At 61.0% G+C, this 17,374-nt stretch carries 13 protein-coding genes and 1 pseudogene; 8 read left to right on the top strand and 6 right to left on the bottom strand.

Annotated features, from left to right (window positions below; genetic code table 11):
- Window positions 1-145: 145 nt before the first annotated feature.
- From AUR_RS15755 to cspE, 5 genes are all read right to left on the bottom strand, one after another.
- Window positions 146-1,948, bottom strand: a complete 1,803-nt coding sequence (locus AUR_RS15755; RefSeq protein ID WP_062095611.1) for an FG-GAP-like repeat-containing protein — start codon at window positions 1,946-1,948, stop codon at window positions 146-148.
- A gap of 288 nt (window positions 1,949-2,236) precedes the next feature.
- Window positions 2,237-3,496 carry a plasmid pRiA4b ORF-3 family protein gene (locus AUR_RS15750; protein ID WP_062095609.1) on the bottom strand — a complete coding sequence of 420 codons (1,260 nt, stop codon included), beginning with the start codon at window positions 3,494-3,496 and terminating at the stop codon, window positions 2,237-2,239.
- Window positions 3,497-3,832: 336 nt separating this feature from the next.
- Window positions 3,833-5,083, bottom strand: a complete 1,251-nt coding sequence (locus AUR_RS15745; RefSeq protein ID WP_062095607.1) for an APC family permease — start codon at window positions 5,081-5,083, stop codon at window positions 3,833-3,835.
- Window positions 5,084-5,102: 19 nt separating this feature from the next.
- Window positions 5,103-7,667 (bottom strand): LuxR C-terminal-related transcriptional regulator, encoded by a 2,565-nt coding sequence (locus AUR_RS15740; protein WP_241650938.1) that lies wholly within the window; start codon window positions 7,665-7,667, stop codon window positions 5,103-5,105.
- Window positions 7,668-8,066: 399 nt separating this feature from the next.
- Complete coding sequence (cspE, locus tag AUR_RS15735) at window positions 8,067-8,270, bottom strand: transcription antiterminator/RNA stability regulator CspE (protein WP_021472668.1); 204 nt, start codon at window positions 8,268-8,270, stop codon at window positions 8,067-8,069.
- Between the two features lie 288 nt (window positions 8,271-8,558).
- Between cspE and AUR_RS15730 the strand changes: the two genes are divergently transcribed.
- From AUR_RS15730 to AUR_RS20600, 8 genes and pseudogenes are all read left to right on the top strand, one after another.
- Window positions 8,559-10,013, top strand: a complete 1,455-nt coding sequence (locus AUR_RS15730) for a DUF3375 domain-containing protein (RefSeq protein ID WP_062095605.1) — start codon at window positions 8,559-8,561, stop codon at window positions 10,011-10,013.
- The gene (locus AUR_RS15725) at window positions 10,010-10,600 is read left to right on the top strand and encodes a DUF4194 domain-containing protein (RefSeq protein ID WP_062095603.1); all 591 of its coding nucleotides are present in this window, start codon (window positions 10,010-10,012) and stop codon (window positions 10,598-10,600) included. The genes AUR_RS15730 and AUR_RS15725 overlap by 4 nt, the downstream gene beginning before the upstream one ends.
- Before the next feature lie 2 nt (window positions 10,601-10,602).
- On the top strand, window positions 10,603-14,028 hold the full coding sequence (locus AUR_RS15720; RefSeq protein WP_082694438.1) for an ATP-binding protein: 3,426 nt from the start codon (window positions 10,603-10,605) through the stop codon (window positions 14,026-14,028).
- Window positions 14,018-15,274, top strand: a complete 1,257-nt coding sequence (locus AUR_RS15715) for a Wadjet anti-phage system protein JetD domain-containing protein (RefSeq protein WP_128397208.1) — start codon at window positions 14,018-14,020, stop codon at window positions 15,272-15,274. Before AUR_RS15720 ends, AUR_RS15715 begins: the two co-directional genes overlap by 11 nt.
- A 59-nt stretch (window positions 15,275-15,333) precedes the next feature.
- Window positions 15,334-15,705 carry a TfoX/Sxy family protein gene (locus AUR_RS15710; RefSeq protein WP_062095598.1) on the top strand — a complete coding sequence of 124 codons (372 nt, stop codon included), beginning with the start codon at window positions 15,334-15,336 and terminating at the stop codon, window positions 15,703-15,705.
- A pseudogene (locus tag AUR_RS20785) lies at window positions 15,605-15,847 on the top strand (hypothetical protein); the annotation flags it as partial. The gene AUR_RS15710 and the pseudogene AUR_RS20785, both read left to right, overlap by 101 nt.
- 50 nt (window positions 15,848-15,897) lie before the next feature.
- Window positions 15,898-16,266 carry an SDR family NAD(P)-dependent oxidoreductase gene (locus AUR_RS20605; RefSeq protein ID WP_263885086.1) on the top strand — a complete coding sequence of 123 codons (369 nt, stop codon included), beginning with the start codon at window positions 15,898-15,900 and terminating at the stop codon, window positions 16,264-16,266.
- Window positions 16,184-16,630, top strand: a complete 447-nt coding sequence (locus AUR_RS20600) for a Rossmann-fold NAD(P)-binding domain-containing protein (RefSeq protein ID WP_241650971.1) — start codon at window positions 16,184-16,186, stop codon at window positions 16,628-16,630. Before AUR_RS20605 ends, AUR_RS20600 begins: the two co-directional genes overlap by 83 nt.
- A gap of 64 nt (window positions 16,631-16,694) precedes the next feature.
- Here the strand turns inward: AUR_RS20600 and AUR_RS15700 are convergent, their stop codons facing one another.
- Window positions 16,695-17,372, bottom strand: a complete 678-nt coding sequence (locus tag AUR_RS15700) for an ABC transporter ATP-binding protein (RefSeq protein ID WP_021472676.1) — start codon at window positions 17,370-17,372, stop codon at window positions 16,695-16,697.
- Between the last annotated feature and the right edge of the window lie 2 nt (window positions 17,373-17,374).

The following is a 17,374-nucleotide window of genomic DNA, read 5'->3' as shown; positions in this document are numbered from 1 at the left end:
GATATAGGAATGCCCCGGCGAGAAATTGGTTCTTCGTCACTAAACCCACATTGGGTAGTGGTCTCTAGTATCCAACTCTTGCCGGGGCATTCGTCGTCCTAATAGTCGTGTCTCAATTCCTCGAATCATTGAGACAATGTTCGTCTTACAGAATCGCCGTCATTCCGTTCCACCCCGTGCCCACCCGGGTCGCTGACGGCCATGCCGTTCCCCCGGCGCCGGAGTACAGCCACAACTCGCCAGAAGGGTTGCGTGCAAGGATGTCGGCCCGTCCGTCGCCGTCGAAATCACCGGGTCCAGTCAAAGAGTTCATGACGTTCCAGCCCTGGCCGATCGTCTGACGTGGAAGCCATCCGCCGATACCGTTCGGCGGGTAGAGCCACAGAGCGCCGGAGCTGTCGCGGGCAGCGAGGTCAGTGACGCCGTCGCCGTTGAAGTCCGCTACGCCGGTGAGTTCGGACATGCCGTTCCAGCCCGACCCAATCCACATCCGCGGAAGCCAGCCGCCACGCCCGTCTCCCCGGTACAGCCACAAAGTCCCGCTAGCGTTCCGCGCTGCTACGTCAGCGAAACCGCCACCGTAGAACGAACCGATGCCGACAATCTCGGTCATGGCATTCCACCCCTGACCTACGGCAACCCGCGGAAGCCACCCACCCGATCCGTTGCCCGGATACAACCAAAGCACCCCGGCACTGTCACCAGCCAGGACGTCGGGCAGAGCGTCACCGTCGAAGTCACCCGGCGACACCAGTGCCGTCATCACGTTCCAGCCCACGCCAACCTGAATACGGGGAAGCCAGCCACCGGATCCGTTGCCCGGATACAACCAAAGCGCTCCGGCAGCATCCCGGGCCAGGACGTCCGAGTGGGCGTCGCCATTGAAGTCGTTCTTCACAGGAGCGGCGACGTCAGGATCGATGATGGACACCGACGAACTGTTGTTGTTAGCCACATACACCTGACCCGTGGCTGCGTTCACGGCAGCGTCAATCGGCTCCTGGCCCGTAAAGACCGAACTCACCCGAAGCGTGTCGCCGTCCACCACCATCACTCCCCTGCCGGACAGGCTCGCGTACGCCTTGTTATTGGCCGGGTTAATCACGATGTCCCGAATGCGCGATGCCGTCCGGAGTTGGGCGACCTGCTTCTTCGTCGCGCCATCAATGACTTGGACAAAGCCATCGATGGAGGTGCTGTCACCGGCCACGTAGACCGTGTTCGTCACTGGGTTCACGGCGAGCTGACCGACCAAGTTGGCGGAAGGCATGGTATCCGTGACCGTGTCTGCGGTGCCGTCGATCACGCGGACCCCGGCACCATAGCGGCCCAGAGTTGTGAAGTAGATCTTGTTTGTCCCGGGGTTTACCGCGAGCGCAAGAATGCCGCCGGCTCCGATGTTGACGGAGGCAGTTACCGTTCCGCCAGCCCCCAGAACCTGGATTGTTCCGCCGGACAGGACATACACCTTGCCGGTGGCCGGGTTCACGACGATGTCCTGCGCTCCCCCTGCGAGCGACACTGACGACGTAGCCAAGGTGGAACCATCAATGATGGTCACCCCGCTTTTCACGCCAACGTAGATCTTGTTCGTCACCGGATTGACCGCGACAACACCCGGCGACGAGCCAACAGGCACGGATGCGACTGCTCGGGAAACGCCGTCCACCACCGCAACTGACCCGTCGGTCTCACTGACGTAGATCTTGTTCGTTGCCTCATTCACGGCAACGTCCATGGGTCGGTCTCCCTGGTACAGAATTCCCGCTGACGCCACACCGTCCAGCACGGAAACTCCATAGTCCGTGGCTACATAGGCCTTACCAGTCACGGAGTTCACGGCCACTGCTGATGGCTTAGTGCCGACGGGAACTACGTCAGTAACCGCGTCCGCGATGGCCGGCGAACCAACCAGCGCCAGCCCAAGCCCGACGGCGACAGTCCTCACCGCCGCTGGGCGCCGCCGTCGTCCGTGACTAAGCGCGCGTAATCCAGCCCCGACTGCACTCATTGAATAGACCCCCAGCATAAGGAACGCCCCAGCGCGTCCGTAGACCGTGAGTCTATCGCCGGCCTGTGACAAAAAGGAGAACCTGCTGTTTACCTACTCTTCCCTTTCAGGGCACCTGCTCGAAGACAGCCGGCCAACCGTCGGGACGAGCGTTGAAGCCGTGGGGACGGGCAGCACGTTGGGCGGTGAATCGGGTCAAGCAGAATCCTTGCCGATTCAGCCGCGTCAGCGTTGGCTGGCGTCCAAGCGTCGCTGTACGTCCAACAAGAACTTGATCCCGGCGTCGGAAAGCTTCGGCTCTGGACCTCGCCGCATGCGGGAGCCCCAGAGAGCCAACAAGCCCAGGGGCCGCCGTACGTCCAAATAGAGATCGCGGGCCAGGTTCAACGGGATACCGCCGTTGCCCTCCGTCATGACAAAGCCGCGAAAAGTAAGCTCGGAGCGGACTACCTCGTCGATCATCATCCAGCCTGGTTCTGTTCCAGTGAGCTCCCAATGAACAAGGAGCCTCATAACCACCTCGTCCGCAGGTGTGTCCGGGGACGCAAGCCTGTCCGCAAGGAATTCCCAAAGCGCCGCGGGTTCCTCGACCACACGACGGCCCAGAGGCGTAAGCAGCAACTTACCCTTGTACTTCCGCAGCAGCTTCCAGCGTTGCAGCTGTTCCCGGAGGTCCATGACATGGGGAATGTTGACCTCGTTGCGGCCAGTTCCGAACCAGTCGTCGTCCCACTTGAGGTCTGTCATCATCCGCTTGATGATGCCTGGTTTAAGCCATCCCGCCGATGTGAGGTCCAGCCCGTCCGGATCGGATTCCCGCAACAGCCAGAGGAGGGGTTCAAGGACCTCGTTCATGTCTTCGGGCGAAGGCGGCTTGGCCCAAAGCCTGCGCGCGAGTCGATCCAACGCCGTATTCACGCCCTCCAGGTCGAAGGCGGATGGATCAAACCCGGTGGCCTTCTCCCCGGTCACCGTTTCGAACCAGAAAACGGCATCCCGATGTTCCGGATGGTTCGGATCTCCTATTACGCGGGCTACGTTGGCGTATCCGTGCACACCGCCGGAGTCTTCCACCGGCCCGCGCATTGAACCGCCAGTGCAGAGAATGGTAACTGCAGTAAGCTCCACTGTGCCGATGACATCGATCTGGTGAGTCCAGCTGTCACCGAAATCGTACTCGTACTCGAATGCCGACTCACCAGGCGAAGCCGGGTTGAACAGCTCAATTAGCCCGACCTCTCCCGCGGATTCAGCACCTTCCGGGGAGTCATCGTCGAGCACCCCTATGGCTCGCCGCCTTCCGCTGGGCTCCGTTCCGTAAAAGACGTAAAGGTGTGCGTTGTTCCAGCCGAACGCCGCTTGGATCGCCTCGTGCAGATCTTCAAGGGTTGCGCTCTCCGGGAGTACCAGCTGCCGCCAGATAGCCGGTTCAGTGTCGCTGATTGTGATGCGCAGTTCGACGGCGGGTACCGGGGTGTCAGTCATACGGCCATTCTGCCAGCCGGGTCCAATCAGGCCGCCAAAACATAGCCGCACCACCACCTAGGAAACATCCTCAAGCACCTATTTTTGCCGACAGCCAAGGAGAAATGGCCCAAATAGCTATAGTTCCACCCCAAAAAGCCATAGTTCCACCACCTAGGAAAATCGAACCGACACCTAGGCCCAAAAACTGCCCTTACTCTCGGAGTGTGCTTCCGGAACGGGAGACCCGGTGTCCGGCGGGAACCCCCATCCGTTCCAGGCGTAGGGAGCACAAAGCACGGCTCCATCGTTCCTAACCCCACGGTGGAGCCGTGCCCCACCTAACGCGTGCCCCACCTACCGAGTCCGCAGCCGCACCGTCCGGTACACGATGCCGACGACGAACATGGCCACGCCCAGCGCCACAGACAGCGGCGGCAGCGTAGCAACCAGAGCGACGCACGCAGCCGCACCCAAAACCTGCAGCACCTTCGGATACCGTCGGTCCGCGTAGGGCTGCGTAAACGCGGCAATGTTAGCCACCAGGTAATACAGCAGCACCCCGAACGACGAGAACCCGATGGCCCCTCGAAGATCCGCCACGACTATGACCAGGCAGATCACGACGGCGATGGTGAGTTCGGCCCGGTGAGGAACCTTATACCGGGGATGAACGGCGGCGAGGGCGTGCGGAAGATCGTACTCGCGTGCCATGGCAAGACTCGTTCGCCCCAAGCCGGCAATGAGTGCCAACAGCGCGCCGAGCGACGCAACGGCAGCCCCGATGCGCACCACCGGCGATGCCCACGCCAAGGTCCCGCTCTCGACGGCGGCCGCCAACGGCGTCGGGTTACCGGCAACGCCGTCGGGCCCCAGTGCTGAAAGCACGGTCACGGCGATCACCGCGTAAACAACAACGGTAATGCCCAGCGCAATGATGATCGCCCGTGGGATGGTCCGGCGCGGCTCCATGACTTCCTCGCCCATGGTCGCGATCCGCGCGTACCCGGCGAAAGCGAAGAAAAGCAGACCTGCCGACTGCAGTATCCCGTACCAACCGTTCGCTAGCAGCCCCTCCCCCAGCACGTTGTCGAGCGCCGGCCCGGCCCCGCCCCAGCACGCCGCAACTGCAACTGCCAAGGCAGCCAGCACGGCAATGACAAGGATCCGTGTCAGGCCCGCCGTCCGCGTCACCCCATGATAGTTCACGGCCGTAAGAAGAACGACGGCGGCAATCGCCACCGGCCGCTCCCAACCGTGAGGCGCGGCGTAGGCAGCAAAGGTCATTGCCATGGCGGCGGCGCTGGCGGTCTTGCCGATGACGAATCCCCACCCTGCCAGAAAACCCGGCCATGGACCGAGCCGCTCGCGGCCGTAGACGTAGGTGCCACCGGAAGTGGGATAGGCGGCAGCCAGCTGGGCTGACGACGTCGCGTTGCAGAAGGCCACGAACGCGGCCACTACCAACCCCACCAGCAATCCTGATCCGGCCGCTGCGGCCGCGGGCGTAAAGGCCGCGAAGACTCCGGCTCCGATCATGGAACCGAGGCCAATGAGGGAAGCGTCGAATGTACCGAGTCTGCGGGCCAGGGCGGGAGGGTTGTTCACCCAGCCAGCCTATCGATGATCACTTGGGCGGAAACGTATTGCCCACCAGGATGAACAAACTTGTCCTTGACGAGGCTCCGGTCTTCCGGAGGGCATTGGAGATGTGGTTCTCCACCGTCCGTGCGCTGATCCTGAGCCTCTCCCCGATCTCCACGTTGGACAGGTAGCCGGCAAGCGCTGCCACCTCGACCTCCCGTTCAGTCAGCGAGCTGGCCTCGAACGTGTTGAATGCCAGCTGCTCGTTGGCACTGGGGAATCTGGCGGCAAAGGACGAAGATGCCTTTGCCAATGCTTCGGCTGCGGCATTGTCCCCTTCCACCACGCGTCGTTTGAGGGCACTCCTGAGGAGCATGCCGATTTGGTACACGTCCGTGTCCGGTTCGTAGTGCTTCAGGAGAAGGCCAAGAAGCTGATGGTCTGCCTCCACCACGGCAGTGGCGATGGCCGTGAACTGCTCGTGGACGGTGACGCCGCTTTCCCGGAGTATCCGCTGCAGCAGATCCAGCACTTGACGCCCGGGGACGAGGCAGGTGAACAGCATTGCGGCCATCATCGCTTCCAGGGTGTAGCCGCTTCTCAACTGCTGTTTGATGAGCCTGCTGGCCTGCCGGTCGAAGCCGGCGGGCTTTTGGTTCTCCTTGGCAATGAGCACGTAGACGCCCTTGCCCACCCCAGGCAACGGCCCGACGTCGGGCACTCCCGCCCGCGCCTGCGCGGCAATGGACACTGTGGCCGTGGTTGTGGTGGTCGCCTGCCGCAGGCCGGCGAGGCGGAGCATGGCGTCATAGAGAATGTCCACCACGAAGCCCGGTCGCCCCATGGCAAAGACGCTGCTCATAAGGTATTCCGCCTCGTCGAAGTGTCCGCTGTACAGCAGCCCGTGGGCGGCGACGTAGCTGCTGGTCACCACGCCGAACTGGTCCAGGTTCTTCCGGGCCTCGGCGCGCCAGTCGAGCGCGAAGACCAGCGATTCATCCACCCTGCCCGCTGCGAACAGTCCGAAGCCTTTGATGAACGGCCGCAGGTGTGGGAAGAGTTCGTCATCCTCTGCTTCATCAACAATTCGGAGTGCTTCCAGTGGCCTGCACCTGTACAGCTCCACCAACGCCTGGGTGAGGACCTCGAGTGTTCCGGGCTTCTCCTCGGAACTTTCCGCATATGGCGAGCTTCCCGCGTCCGGCTGCGGCACACGGCCGTGGGAGGCGCTGAGGAACTGGATGGCCGCGTTGGCTTCTGCTTTCTGCTCCGGATGCGCTTCGGCAAACTGCTGCAAAACCTCGACGGCGGCACTCAACCCGCCCGCCTGGATCGCTAGGAGGGCCTTCGTGATGGTGAGGAAGAGCAGGTCCGAGGGGTCGGCGTCGTGCGTTGATGTTTCTTCGAGGACGCGCGCGGCGCGAACCGGGTCCACCGGGGCGCCCCAGTAAACACGGAGCAGGGCTGCTGCATTCGCGGCGGTCTTGTTGATTTCCCATCGTTCGAAGCGCGACCGTTCGCGGACGGCGCTGTGATCGTGGAAGTGCCTTGCCGTGACGGCGTCGTCGTTGCCACGTTCCGAGCGCAACGCCGAAAGCACCCGAGTGAGGCAGTCCGCGGTGGTGGCTTCGATTCCAGGTACCTGTGGTGTGGAGTCGAGCATGCCCGCGATCTTGGTTCTCAACATGTGCCGGTCTCGAAGAGTGCGCCTGCCCCGGAAGTAGTCCACGATCACCGGTGGGCTGATGGCCGCAATAGTGCCGTTATGGTGGTCGTCCATGATGGAGAGGAAGCCCTGGCGCTCAAGGCTGTCCAAAGCATCCGCGGACACGATCTTCTGCAGGACATCGAAGCGGGCCGTTCCGAGGATAGCCATGCTGTGCAGGGCGTTGACGTCCTCGGGCGGGAGCTCTGCCAAAAGCGCTTCGACAGTTCCGCGAAGGTGGTCGTTCCACAGTGACGTCCCGGACATCTGCCACGACCCATCGCGCCGGACAAGCAGGTTGCTCAGGGATGCTGTTTCCGCGATCCGCACGACGAGCCTCGGGTTGCCGCCCGACTTGGTGAGGATTCTCGCGGTGGTGTCGATATCGGCGGGACCTCCAAGCACGCGCGCTACGAGCGCGTGGACCTGCTCGTAATGCAGCGGATCCAGTTGAAGGATTGCTTCCCGACCTTGGTTGAGGACCGCCAGCTCTCCGCGAGTGAAGGCGTGCGTTTCCGGTGCCGTGGCGATCATCGGGGCGGCCGATTGTTGCCGGACTGCTTCCAGGACGGCTAATGACTCGTTGTCCAGTAAGTGAATGTCGTCCACAAGCAGCAGATGTTTGCCGGCTTTCGCGAGCTGGCTTGCCAAAACATCCGCGAGGTCCAGCACTCCGCTCCGGCCAGGTCGCATCTCCATCCCGAGACCTTTGACCGCGGCGTACGGAATGGCCCGGTGGGTCCTCAAGCCCGTGACCGCGTGGATGGTGAACCCGGTCTTCTCCAAGTTGAACACCGCACTGGAGGCCACTGTTGTTTTCCCGCTGCCCGGGGCACCTACGATGCGTACGCCGATGCCATGCCCCACGTAGTCGAGGATGCGCTGAACTTCTGTATCGAACACCCGATCCAACCTTCTGTTTCCCACCATCACCGGCACGCGGCTCACCCCGGAGACTAAGCCCGAAAATCGGGACTAGGGGTCCAAAAGAACCCTGCACAGGCCGATTGGGCCGCAAACACGGTCTGTTTGAGCCGAATTAGGTGGTGGTTGGAATCCTCTAGGTGGTGGAAGCGTGGCTTCAGTTGGCTGTTGTGAGTGTTCGGGCAGATCATCAGTACCCCTTGCGTATCGGCTTGTGGCTACCAACGCTATGGGGTTCCGGAAACGAATTACATGTATGTAATTCACTATGTGGATATGTGTTCTAGCTGGTTAAGGCACAGTAGTACATATATACGATGAGGACGACAAAAAGCAGGGCCGGTCATGAGACCGGCCCTGCTTTGAGTTATCCGAAGACTAGATAGCCTGGATGTTCACTGCCTGGGGACCCTTGGGGCCCTGCTCGACGTCGAAGGAAACCTTCTGGTTCTCTTCGAGGGAGCGGTAGCCCGAGGAGTTGATTGCAGAGTAGTGAGCGAAAACGTCCTGGCTGCCATCTTCCGGGGAGATGAAGCCGAAGCCCTTTTCAGCGTTAAACCACTTGACGGTACCTGTAGCCATAATTTCAGTCCTTACTGAAGGTGGAGATGCTTCCCGACTTTCGGGTCTCCGGGTGTGGGGTGTTCTCCACCGTTACTTCAGTAGACCGCGATCCAAAGGACCCCGGGGACTGCCTGAACTACGAAATGCCAAACACAACAACACCGTCAAGTCTACAGACTTCTGTGGGGATAGCTAGTGCTGGAGCAGATTAATCAATCCGATGGGGGTTGGAGCAAGAAGAAACTGTCAGTGATCTGGCTTAGCCTTTGAAGCAGGAACCCTGTCCAAGGCAAGAAGGACCAACTATTGAAGGGCCAGATGGACTACTACGCGATCAACGCGCTGCGCGAAAAGCATGCAGGCTGGGCATTGCTTCGAGCCCAAAACGCGCCCCTCGCCCTGCACTTCTTCATGTCCGCCTTCACGGACCCCAATCAGCGGAACGTCGGGCGCCAACAGCTGATTGACGTTCTGGACGATGTCTTGTTCGGCGTACGGGAAACCTATGGGGAGGAGAAGTTTCCCCGCAACGCCTCGGAGTACCTGGATGACTGGGCCGCGTCTGAGCGCGCTTGGCTGCGAAAATACTACGTCCAAGGCGAAGACGAACCGCATTACGACCTTACTCCGGCGGCTGAAGATGTGGTGCGCTGGGTTGAGAGCCTCAAAGGCCGCGAGTTTGTGGCCACCCAATCGAGGCTGACAAGCATCTTTGCCGTGTTGAAGACCCTCGTACAGCAGTCAGAGACAGACCCGGACGTGCGATGGGCTGAACTTCAACAGCAACGGAACCAGATTGATGCCGAGATGCACCGGATTCGTGAGGGAGACCTCAAAGTCATGACTGCACCGGAGGCCCTGGACCACTTCCAACAGCTCACCACCCTGGCAAAGGACCTGCTCTCCGACTTCCGCGAAGTCGAGCAGAACTTCCGGAAACTGGACAGACAGGTCCGTGAGCAGATTGCTACGTGGGACGGCAGCCAAGGAGAACTCCTGGACTCAATCTTCGCCAACCAGCAAGACATCGGAAGCTCGCTCCAAGGCCGCACTTTCCAGGGTTTCTGGGACTACCTCATGTCTCCGCAGCTGAGGAGAGAACTCAACGACCTCCTCCACAGGGCTACCCGGATCGAAGCTTTGGCCCGGATGGATAACCTCCACACCATCACCAACCTCCACCAGGATTGGCTACCCGCAGTGGAGCAAACACAGGCCACGGTTAGACAGCTCTCACAACAGATGAGACGCCTCCTGGACGACAAAGTCTTCCTCGAGAACAAACGCATCATGCAACTTATCCGAAGCATCGAGGCGAACGCGCTGGACCAACGGGACCAGCCGCCGTCGAACTTTGCCATGGAGATTGAAGCGTCCTCCGTGGACGTCGCCTTACCGTTCGAGCGGCCTCTTTACGAGCCGGGCAGCCGCGTGATGGTGATGGATGATGTTGTTACCGCAGATGATCAGGATCTGGATGCGAGCGCGCTGTTCAGTCAGTTTCATGTGGACCGTGAGCGCCTGAAGTCCAATATCGAAAGTGTCCTCGAGGAGGAGAACCAGGCGACGCTGGCGGACATCACGGCGGCCCATCCGTTGTCCCAAGGGCTCGCGGAGATTGTGGCGTACTACCAGCTCGCTGCGGAGTCGGACTGGGCCAGCATCAACCCCGAAACTACGCAGCGCCTCCATTGGACTTTGGAGGATGGCAGCGTCCGGGCAGCAGTCATCGATCAGATCATTTTTGTGAGGCCGGCATGAATACTGCAAGCGAAACGTCCAGTCCGGAAGAGTTGCCGGGAATCGTGACCAAGCTGTTCAAGGGTGTGGTCTACGCGGAGACTGACGAGAAGGTCTGGCAATCGTTGCTCGCCTTGACGTCCCACGTGCGCGATTATGTGGCAGTACTGGGGCTGAACCTGATTCTGGACGAATCCGAGGGCTACGCTTTTCTGAGGTCCCGGGAGGATCCCGAAGGCACGCTCCCCCGGCTTATTCCGCGCAGGCAGCTTACTTTCGATGTGAGCTTGCTGCTTGTTCTACTCAGGAAACGGTTGTTGGAGTTCGATACCAACAGCAGTGAACTCCGGTTGATCATGACGGAGGAGGAGCTAAAGGACATGGTCGCAGTGTTCCTGCCGGAGTCCAGTAACGAGGCCAGGATTCTGGACCGGCTAAGCACCAACATCAAGAAGGTGGTGGAGCTCGGCTTCTTGAGGAAGCTCCGCGGCGAAACGGGGACTTACGAGGTAGCGCGTATCTTGAAGGCGTACGTTGATGCTCAGTGGCTGGAAGAGTTCGACGCGCGGCTGGCCGACTACCGTGAATCACTCACCGGAAGCAAATAACCATGAGCACTGACGTTCAGGACAGCCTCTTTACTCTCGAGGAGCCCGACGAGGAACCCTCCGACGAACAAGCGAACGACGGCGGCCTTCCGCCCGGGTTCCGACTCCACCGTTTGGAGCTGCTCAACTGGGGCACCTTCCACGGCGGTGTGCGCACGTTCCGTCTGGACGGGGCCAACAGCCTTCTGACAGGCGACATTGGCTCCGGAAAGTCAACGGTAGTCGATGCAATCACCACGCTCCTGCTTCCTGCCAACCGGATTGAGTACAACAAGGCGGCAGGGGCTCAGAAGCGTGAACGGACCCTAATGTCTTATGTGCGGGGCTTCCATAAAAGCACGCGCAGTACGGGCGGCGAGTACTCGAAGCCGGTTGCCTTGCGAGCGCCCGGCACGCTCACTGTTGTCCTTGGGGTCTTCCATAACGCCGTCATGGACAAGACCATCACGCTGGGCATCACCCTCTGGACCATGCAGGAGGCTGGACAGCCCACACGCTTCTATTCCCTTGCCGAGGGCGAGCAATCCATCGCGGAAGACTTCTCCAACTTCGGGCAGGACCCCGCCAAGTTGAAGAAGAAGCTCCGCGCCGCGGGCGTCTCTGTCTACGACACTTTTGATCCCTATGCCGCGGCTTTTAAACGCCACTTTGGCATCAGCGGCAACCAGGCAATGGAGCTGTTCCACCGCACTGTTTCCATGAAGCAGGTGGAGAACATCACCCACTTCGTGCGCACCAACATGCTGGAAGACGATGACGTCCAGACACGTATCAACAAGCTGATCAGCCATTTTGACGATCTGAAGAAAGCGCACGAGGCTGTGGTCCGGGCTAGAGACCAGATCGAGCTTTTGAAACCGATCCGCGATGGCGCCGCCACCCACCGGAAGCTCAGTTCTGAAGAAAACCAGGCCCGCCGGCAACGCGACCAGCTGCATCCCTGGTTCACCGACCAGCAACTTACGTTAATCCTCGAACATCAGGAGGAGCTGGAGCGGACTGGTCAGAAGCTTCGCGAAGACAGCGCCCAGCTGGCCTCGGACATGGCCCGGCTCCGGCACGAGCTCGCGATTGTCCAGGAGGACATCCGTACAAGCGGTGGTGGCAGGCTCGCCGCGATTGACGCGGAGGTCTCCCGACTTGAGGAGTCGGCCAAGAAGCAACGCAACCGTTTCGAGGATTACGCGGCTGCCGCCGTCGAGCTTGGACTCCATGCCCCCGAAGACCGCGTGCTCTTCGACGCGAACCGGGCCCGGCTGGGCGAGGTGGAGGGAAACCTCGCGTCCAAGGCGGCCAAGCTGCAGGAGCAGCGCACGGCGTTGCATTCAGAGCTCAACGCGCTCGCCGCCCGACGGGACGATCTGGATGCCGAGCTTGCCAGCCTTGGCTCCCGCCCCACCTTGCTGGAACGCCCGCAACTTGAGCTCCGGCGTCGTATCTGTGAGGGCACTGGCATTGCCGAGGCCGCGCTCCCCTACGCAGCGGAGCTGCTGCGTGTCCGCGAAGGCGAAGCCGAGTGGGAGGGTGCTGCCGAACGCACGCTGCGGAGCTTTGCGCTGTCCCTGTTGGTGTCAACGGAACACTACGCGGCTGTTAGCTCGTGGGTGGATGCCAATGATCTCAAAGGCAGACTGGTGTACCGGAAGGTGGGTAACTCCTATTCATCGCGTCCGCCCGCACCTGGGACATTAGGGGCGAAGATCGCGATCAAGCAGGGCACGCCCTTCCGGGACTTCCTGTTGGACGAGCTCAGCGCACGGTTCGATTACATGTGCTGCGACACCATGGATGAGTTCCGTCGGTATCCCAAGGCCCTGACGATCAACGGTCAGATAAAGGGCGCCCGGGGGCGGCATGAGAAGGACGACCGCAAGGGCCTCATGGACCGGCGCACCTTCGTGCTCGGCTGGGACAACCACGACAAGATCGTCCGCATCAGGGCCGAGCGTGACCACATCGATGGCAAGCACCGCAGTGTCGGCACCCAGTTGGCGAAGGTGGACGCCGGACTCGGTGACATGGGACGGATGCGGCAGTTGCTGGGCAACGTCGGGTCCGTGGCTGAGTTTTCCGACATCGCCTGGCAGCTGACCGCCCGCAGGGTTCAGGAGCTCAAGGATGAGAAGCTCGAGCTTCAGTCGGCTAGCAGTGTGTTGCAGCAACTGACTGTTAAGGAATCGGAGGTGTCCGTCCGCATCGAGCGATTGCAGGAGCGCTCGGATAGGGTTCAGCAGAGGCTCGGTGGCAATGAAAATGCTGCCCGGGAAATCGCTGCAGCTATTGAGGAATGCCGCCTGACGCTCACGGAACAACCGCTAACGGACGACGGCGATGTGCTGGCGGCGGTAGCGCGGCTCACCGCCGAGGCCTTGGGTGATAAAGCGCTGACCTACCGCAACACTGGCCCGGCCGAGAGCTCGGTCCGGTCCAGTCTGACCGCAAGGATCGATGCTCTGACGAAACGGATCGCGACAGCGAGTGCCACCACGATCCGGCTCATGGCTGATTTCCGTAACAAGTACCCCAACGAAACAACGGACATCGACGCGACGTTGGAGGCGGCCGAAGAGTTCAATCGGCTGCTTGGGCAGCTGGAGCGTGATGACCTGCCGAGATTCGAGGCACGGTTCAAGGACTCGCTGACGCAGAACACCATCCACGAGGTGGTTGCGTTCAACGCGTTCCTGGACAGCCGGCGGCAGGACATCGTGAACCGCATCAGCGAGATCAACCAGTCGCTTGCGGAGATCCAATACAACCCGGGCCGTCATATCCAACTGGAGCACCAAAGCTCTTTAGATCTTGATGTGAGGCAGTTCGGGATTGACTTGCGTGCCTGCTCCGAGGGCACCATCGGCGACGACGAGCAGTACTCGGAGCAGAAGTATCTGCAGGTTGAACGTCTGATCGAACGCTTCCGGGGTCGCGAGGGATTCACCAGTCTTGACGAACGCTGGACGGCCAAGGTTACTGACGTGCGGAACTGGTTTACCTTTTCAGCTTCCGAAAGGTGGACGGAGACCGGCGAGGAATTTGAGCACTTCACCGATTCGGGCGGCAAGTCCGGTGGCCAGAAGGAAAAGCTCGCGTACACCATCCTGGCGGCGGCGTTGGCGTTCCAGTTTGGGCTCGCGGCCGGGAAGGGAGCTGCGCGGGGAGGCGGTTCCGGGAAGGGCCGGAGTTTCCGGTTCGTGGTGATCGACGAGGCTTTCGGTCGTGGCTCCGACGAGTCCGCACGGTACGGCATGGAGCTGTTCCAACGCATGAAGCTCCAGCTGCTGATCGTGACCCCACTGCAGAAGATCAATGTCATCGAGCCGTTTGTGGCACACGTGGGCTTTGTTGCAAACACCAACGGCAACGATTCCCAACTTCGGAACATGACCATCACTGAGTACCGTGAGGAACGGGAGCGGCGTGCCGGGTAAGTCAGCTGCTTCCCGGTGGACCTCGTTGGCTGACTTGCGAGCGCTGTCTGCAACCGCGTGGGATCGGGGGCAGCTCCTGCGGGAAGCTATTGATCCAAGCGGGGTTTATCCACGCCGCCGGGTGTTGAAGCGCCCATCGGCTACCGAACTGCGCGATGACTACGCGGCCGCCCGCGACTGGGCAGCCAGGCTCTTCGCCGCAGAGGGTCCGTTCAGTTTGGAAACCGCCGACGTCGGCCGCACCACTATCGGTTCAAACCGCCTTCCCGCTGTGGCTGTGTTTGCTTCTGTGGAGGACGAGATTGAGTTCGCCGGCAAACAGCGGGAAACGAAGCAGTTTCTGTCCTTGGCCGCCGAGCTGGGCGGCTTGGACCCGGCGCTCCAGGCCTGGGCGGCGAAACGTCCGAAGCACTTGCTGGTTCTAGGTCAAGACGCTTTGCTCGCTGCCCGGGTGGCGCTCTGGCTTAGGGATCACCCCTCCCCCTCCGTTTATGTGAGGCAGTTGCGTCTGCCCGGCGTGCACACCAAATTCATCGAGGCCCACCGCAGGACAATTGACGAGATGGTGGAGGCGCTGAGGCCCGTCCTGGCAGAAACATTGCCTTTGGACGGCGATTCAGATGCGGCAGACCCGGGCCTTGACGACTCTGTCCTTGGCACGCCGATAGCCCGCACTCCCGCAGCTCGTTTCGCGGAGCGCCACGGCTTCCTCCATCAGCCTGAGCAGGTGCGTTTCCGGCTATTGGACCCGTCCATACCGCTGCTCGGTGATGCGCGGGACATTACGGTGACAGCCTCGGCCTTTGAATCGCTCCGGCTCCCGGTCACCCATGTGATCATCACTGAGAACCTCGTAAACTTCCTTGCTTTGCAAGAGCGGCACGGGACACTCGCCATCTTCGGTAAGGGCTACGGTTTCTCATCATTGAGGGACGCTGCCTGGTTGCAGTCCTGTCAGGTTCTCTACTGGGGTGACTTGGACACTCACGGCTTCCGCATCTTGGACCAGCTCAGATCCGTGCACCCGCATGTGGCGAGCGTGCTCATGGACGAAGCGACTCTCCTGGCGCACCGGGACGCGTGGAGCATGGAGGCGTCGCCTTCGCGTGCTGCGTTGACACGCCTGACCCCTGACGAAGCCCTCGTGTATGAGGCGCTCCAGGCCGGGACTTATGGGGACAGGGTCCGCTTGGAACAGGAGCTGATTGCGTGGGAGTGGGCGCTGACGCGGCTCGAGTCTGACTGACTTATCCTGGCCGTAATTGCCGCACCCCATTAGTTCCTCACGACGCAGGAGTTCAAATTATGCAGATGCCCGAGCCCTCAGAGGAAGACAAGGAGCGCTTCCGCTCCGTACTGCCAGATCATCCGGATGTTGTGGTCAAACCGATGTTCGGCAACCTGGGTGCGTTCGTGAACGGCAACATGTTCTCAGGCCTATTCGGCCCCACAATCGGCGTGAAGCTTTCCGACGCTGACAGGGCCGCACTGGAAGCTGAAGAAGTAACCCAACCCTTCGGGCCGGAGGAACGGCCCATGGGCGGCTACGTCGGCTGGCCCGAAGCATGGAACAGCGATGCTGCACAGGCTGAGCCGTGGGTGGCACGTGCCTTCGCCCATGTGGCAGAGTTCCCGCCCAAGGCGCCTAAAGCCAAGGCGAACAAGCCAAAAAAGTAGGCTCCCCCACCAACGCACTCTCGCCAAACACGTCCGGAAGTGCTGTGATCGAGCTATGTCCTCCATGACCGGACGAACAGCACTTATGACCGGTTCCACCAGCGGCCTTGGCAAGGCCATCGCGACTGCGCTGGCCCGAGAAGGAGGGACCGTCGTCGTGGTTGGCCGTACGGCTGCCCGGCAGAAGGCGCGATGCGCGACATTCGTGGCAAAGTTCCGAACGCCGCGCTGGAGCCGCTGGCCTGTGACCTCTCAAGCCAGGCCTCGATCCGGCAAGCAGTGGACGAGTTCCTGTCCCGGCACCAGAAGCTCAATGTGCTGGTCAACGCCGCCGGTGTTTTCCGGAAGGAGCGTGAGGTGACGCCGGACGGTTTGGAGGTCACGTTCGCCACCAACGTGATGGGGCTACTTCCTGCTGACCAATCAGCTCACGGACGCGCTCAAGCTCGGGAGCGCCGAGGATGGGTGGACGTCGCGGGTGGTCAATATTGCGTCGAAGTATTCGGGTGGCCCACAAGTCACCAAGATCGACTTCGAGGATCTGCAAAGCGCCAAGGGTAAATACAGTTTCACCCGCTCCACGCCGCCAACCATGCTCGGCCGGGTTCTGTTGACGCAGGAGTTCGCCGAGCGCCTTCGCGGGTCCAACGTAGTGGTGAATGCCGTGCACCCGGACCTTATCAAAAACACGGGCCTGCTGCAGGACGTGCGCGGCCCCTTCCGCTGGTTGACAAACACATTCGGCAAACCGGCTGAGGAAGCCGCAGATACGCCCGTGTGGCTGGCGACGTCGCCGGAGACTGCTGCGGTGACGGGCAAACTCTGGGCGAAGCGCAAGGAATTGCCAACTCCAGGCATGGGTTCCGACCTGGCCGCGCGGAAGCGGCTGTGGGTGGAGTGCACGCGGCTGGCGAAGATCCTCTAGTTCAACAGGGGCGAGTTATCGCTTGCTCTCCGCTGTATCGGAGGAAGATCTTGAGCCGCCTCAGTCATAGCAGGAGATGAGAATCCCGCTGGCTCGGGGTTGGCTCTCCACCGAGCAGGATAAGATCGTCGCCAGCGGCCATGAGGTCCTCATCGTGTGTGGCTACGACGACGGTCGCGCCCCGACGGGCCTCCTCTATGAGGAAGTTGATAACTAGTTCACGGTTTCTTCGATCGAGCGACGCAGTCGGTTCATCTGCGAGCACGACATCGGCGCCGCGGAACATCGCCCTTGCCAAGCCGACGCGTTGTTTCTCGCCGCCACTGAGCCGAGCAGTCTGTTCCTTCCCACGACCCGACAGCAAAACGTGGCTGAGGACCTGGTCAGCACGTTCGCGGTCAGGCTGCCGTAGACCAAATAGTCCGCGTCGGCCGACCGTTACGTTGTACTCCACGCTTGATTCATCTATAAGTCCGTAGTCTTGGAACACGAATGCAACATGGTCTCGCCAAAAACGGCGACGGCGGGCGTCATTCCATTTTGTGGCGTCCTGTCCACCGACTACAACGGTGCCAGCATCCGTGCGACTCAACAGTCCAAGAACGTTCAGGAGAGTTGTCTTTCCACTGCCGCTCTTACCTGCCAGAACGAGCATTCGTCCTGGTTCGGCCTGTGCGGTAGCAGACTTCAGGACGGGCTTGCCGTCAATGACAATCGAAACTCCATCGGCACGTAATTGCATAT

The sequence above is a fragment of the Paenarthrobacter ureafaciens genome, from assembly GCF_004028095.1.
GTDB lineage: Bacteria > Actinomycetota > Actinomycetes > Actinomycetales > Micrococcaceae > Arthrobacter > Arthrobacter ureafaciens.
The sequence above is the reverse complement of the archived record's forward strand: the minus strand, read 5'-3'. Positions and strand labels throughout refer to the sequence as shown.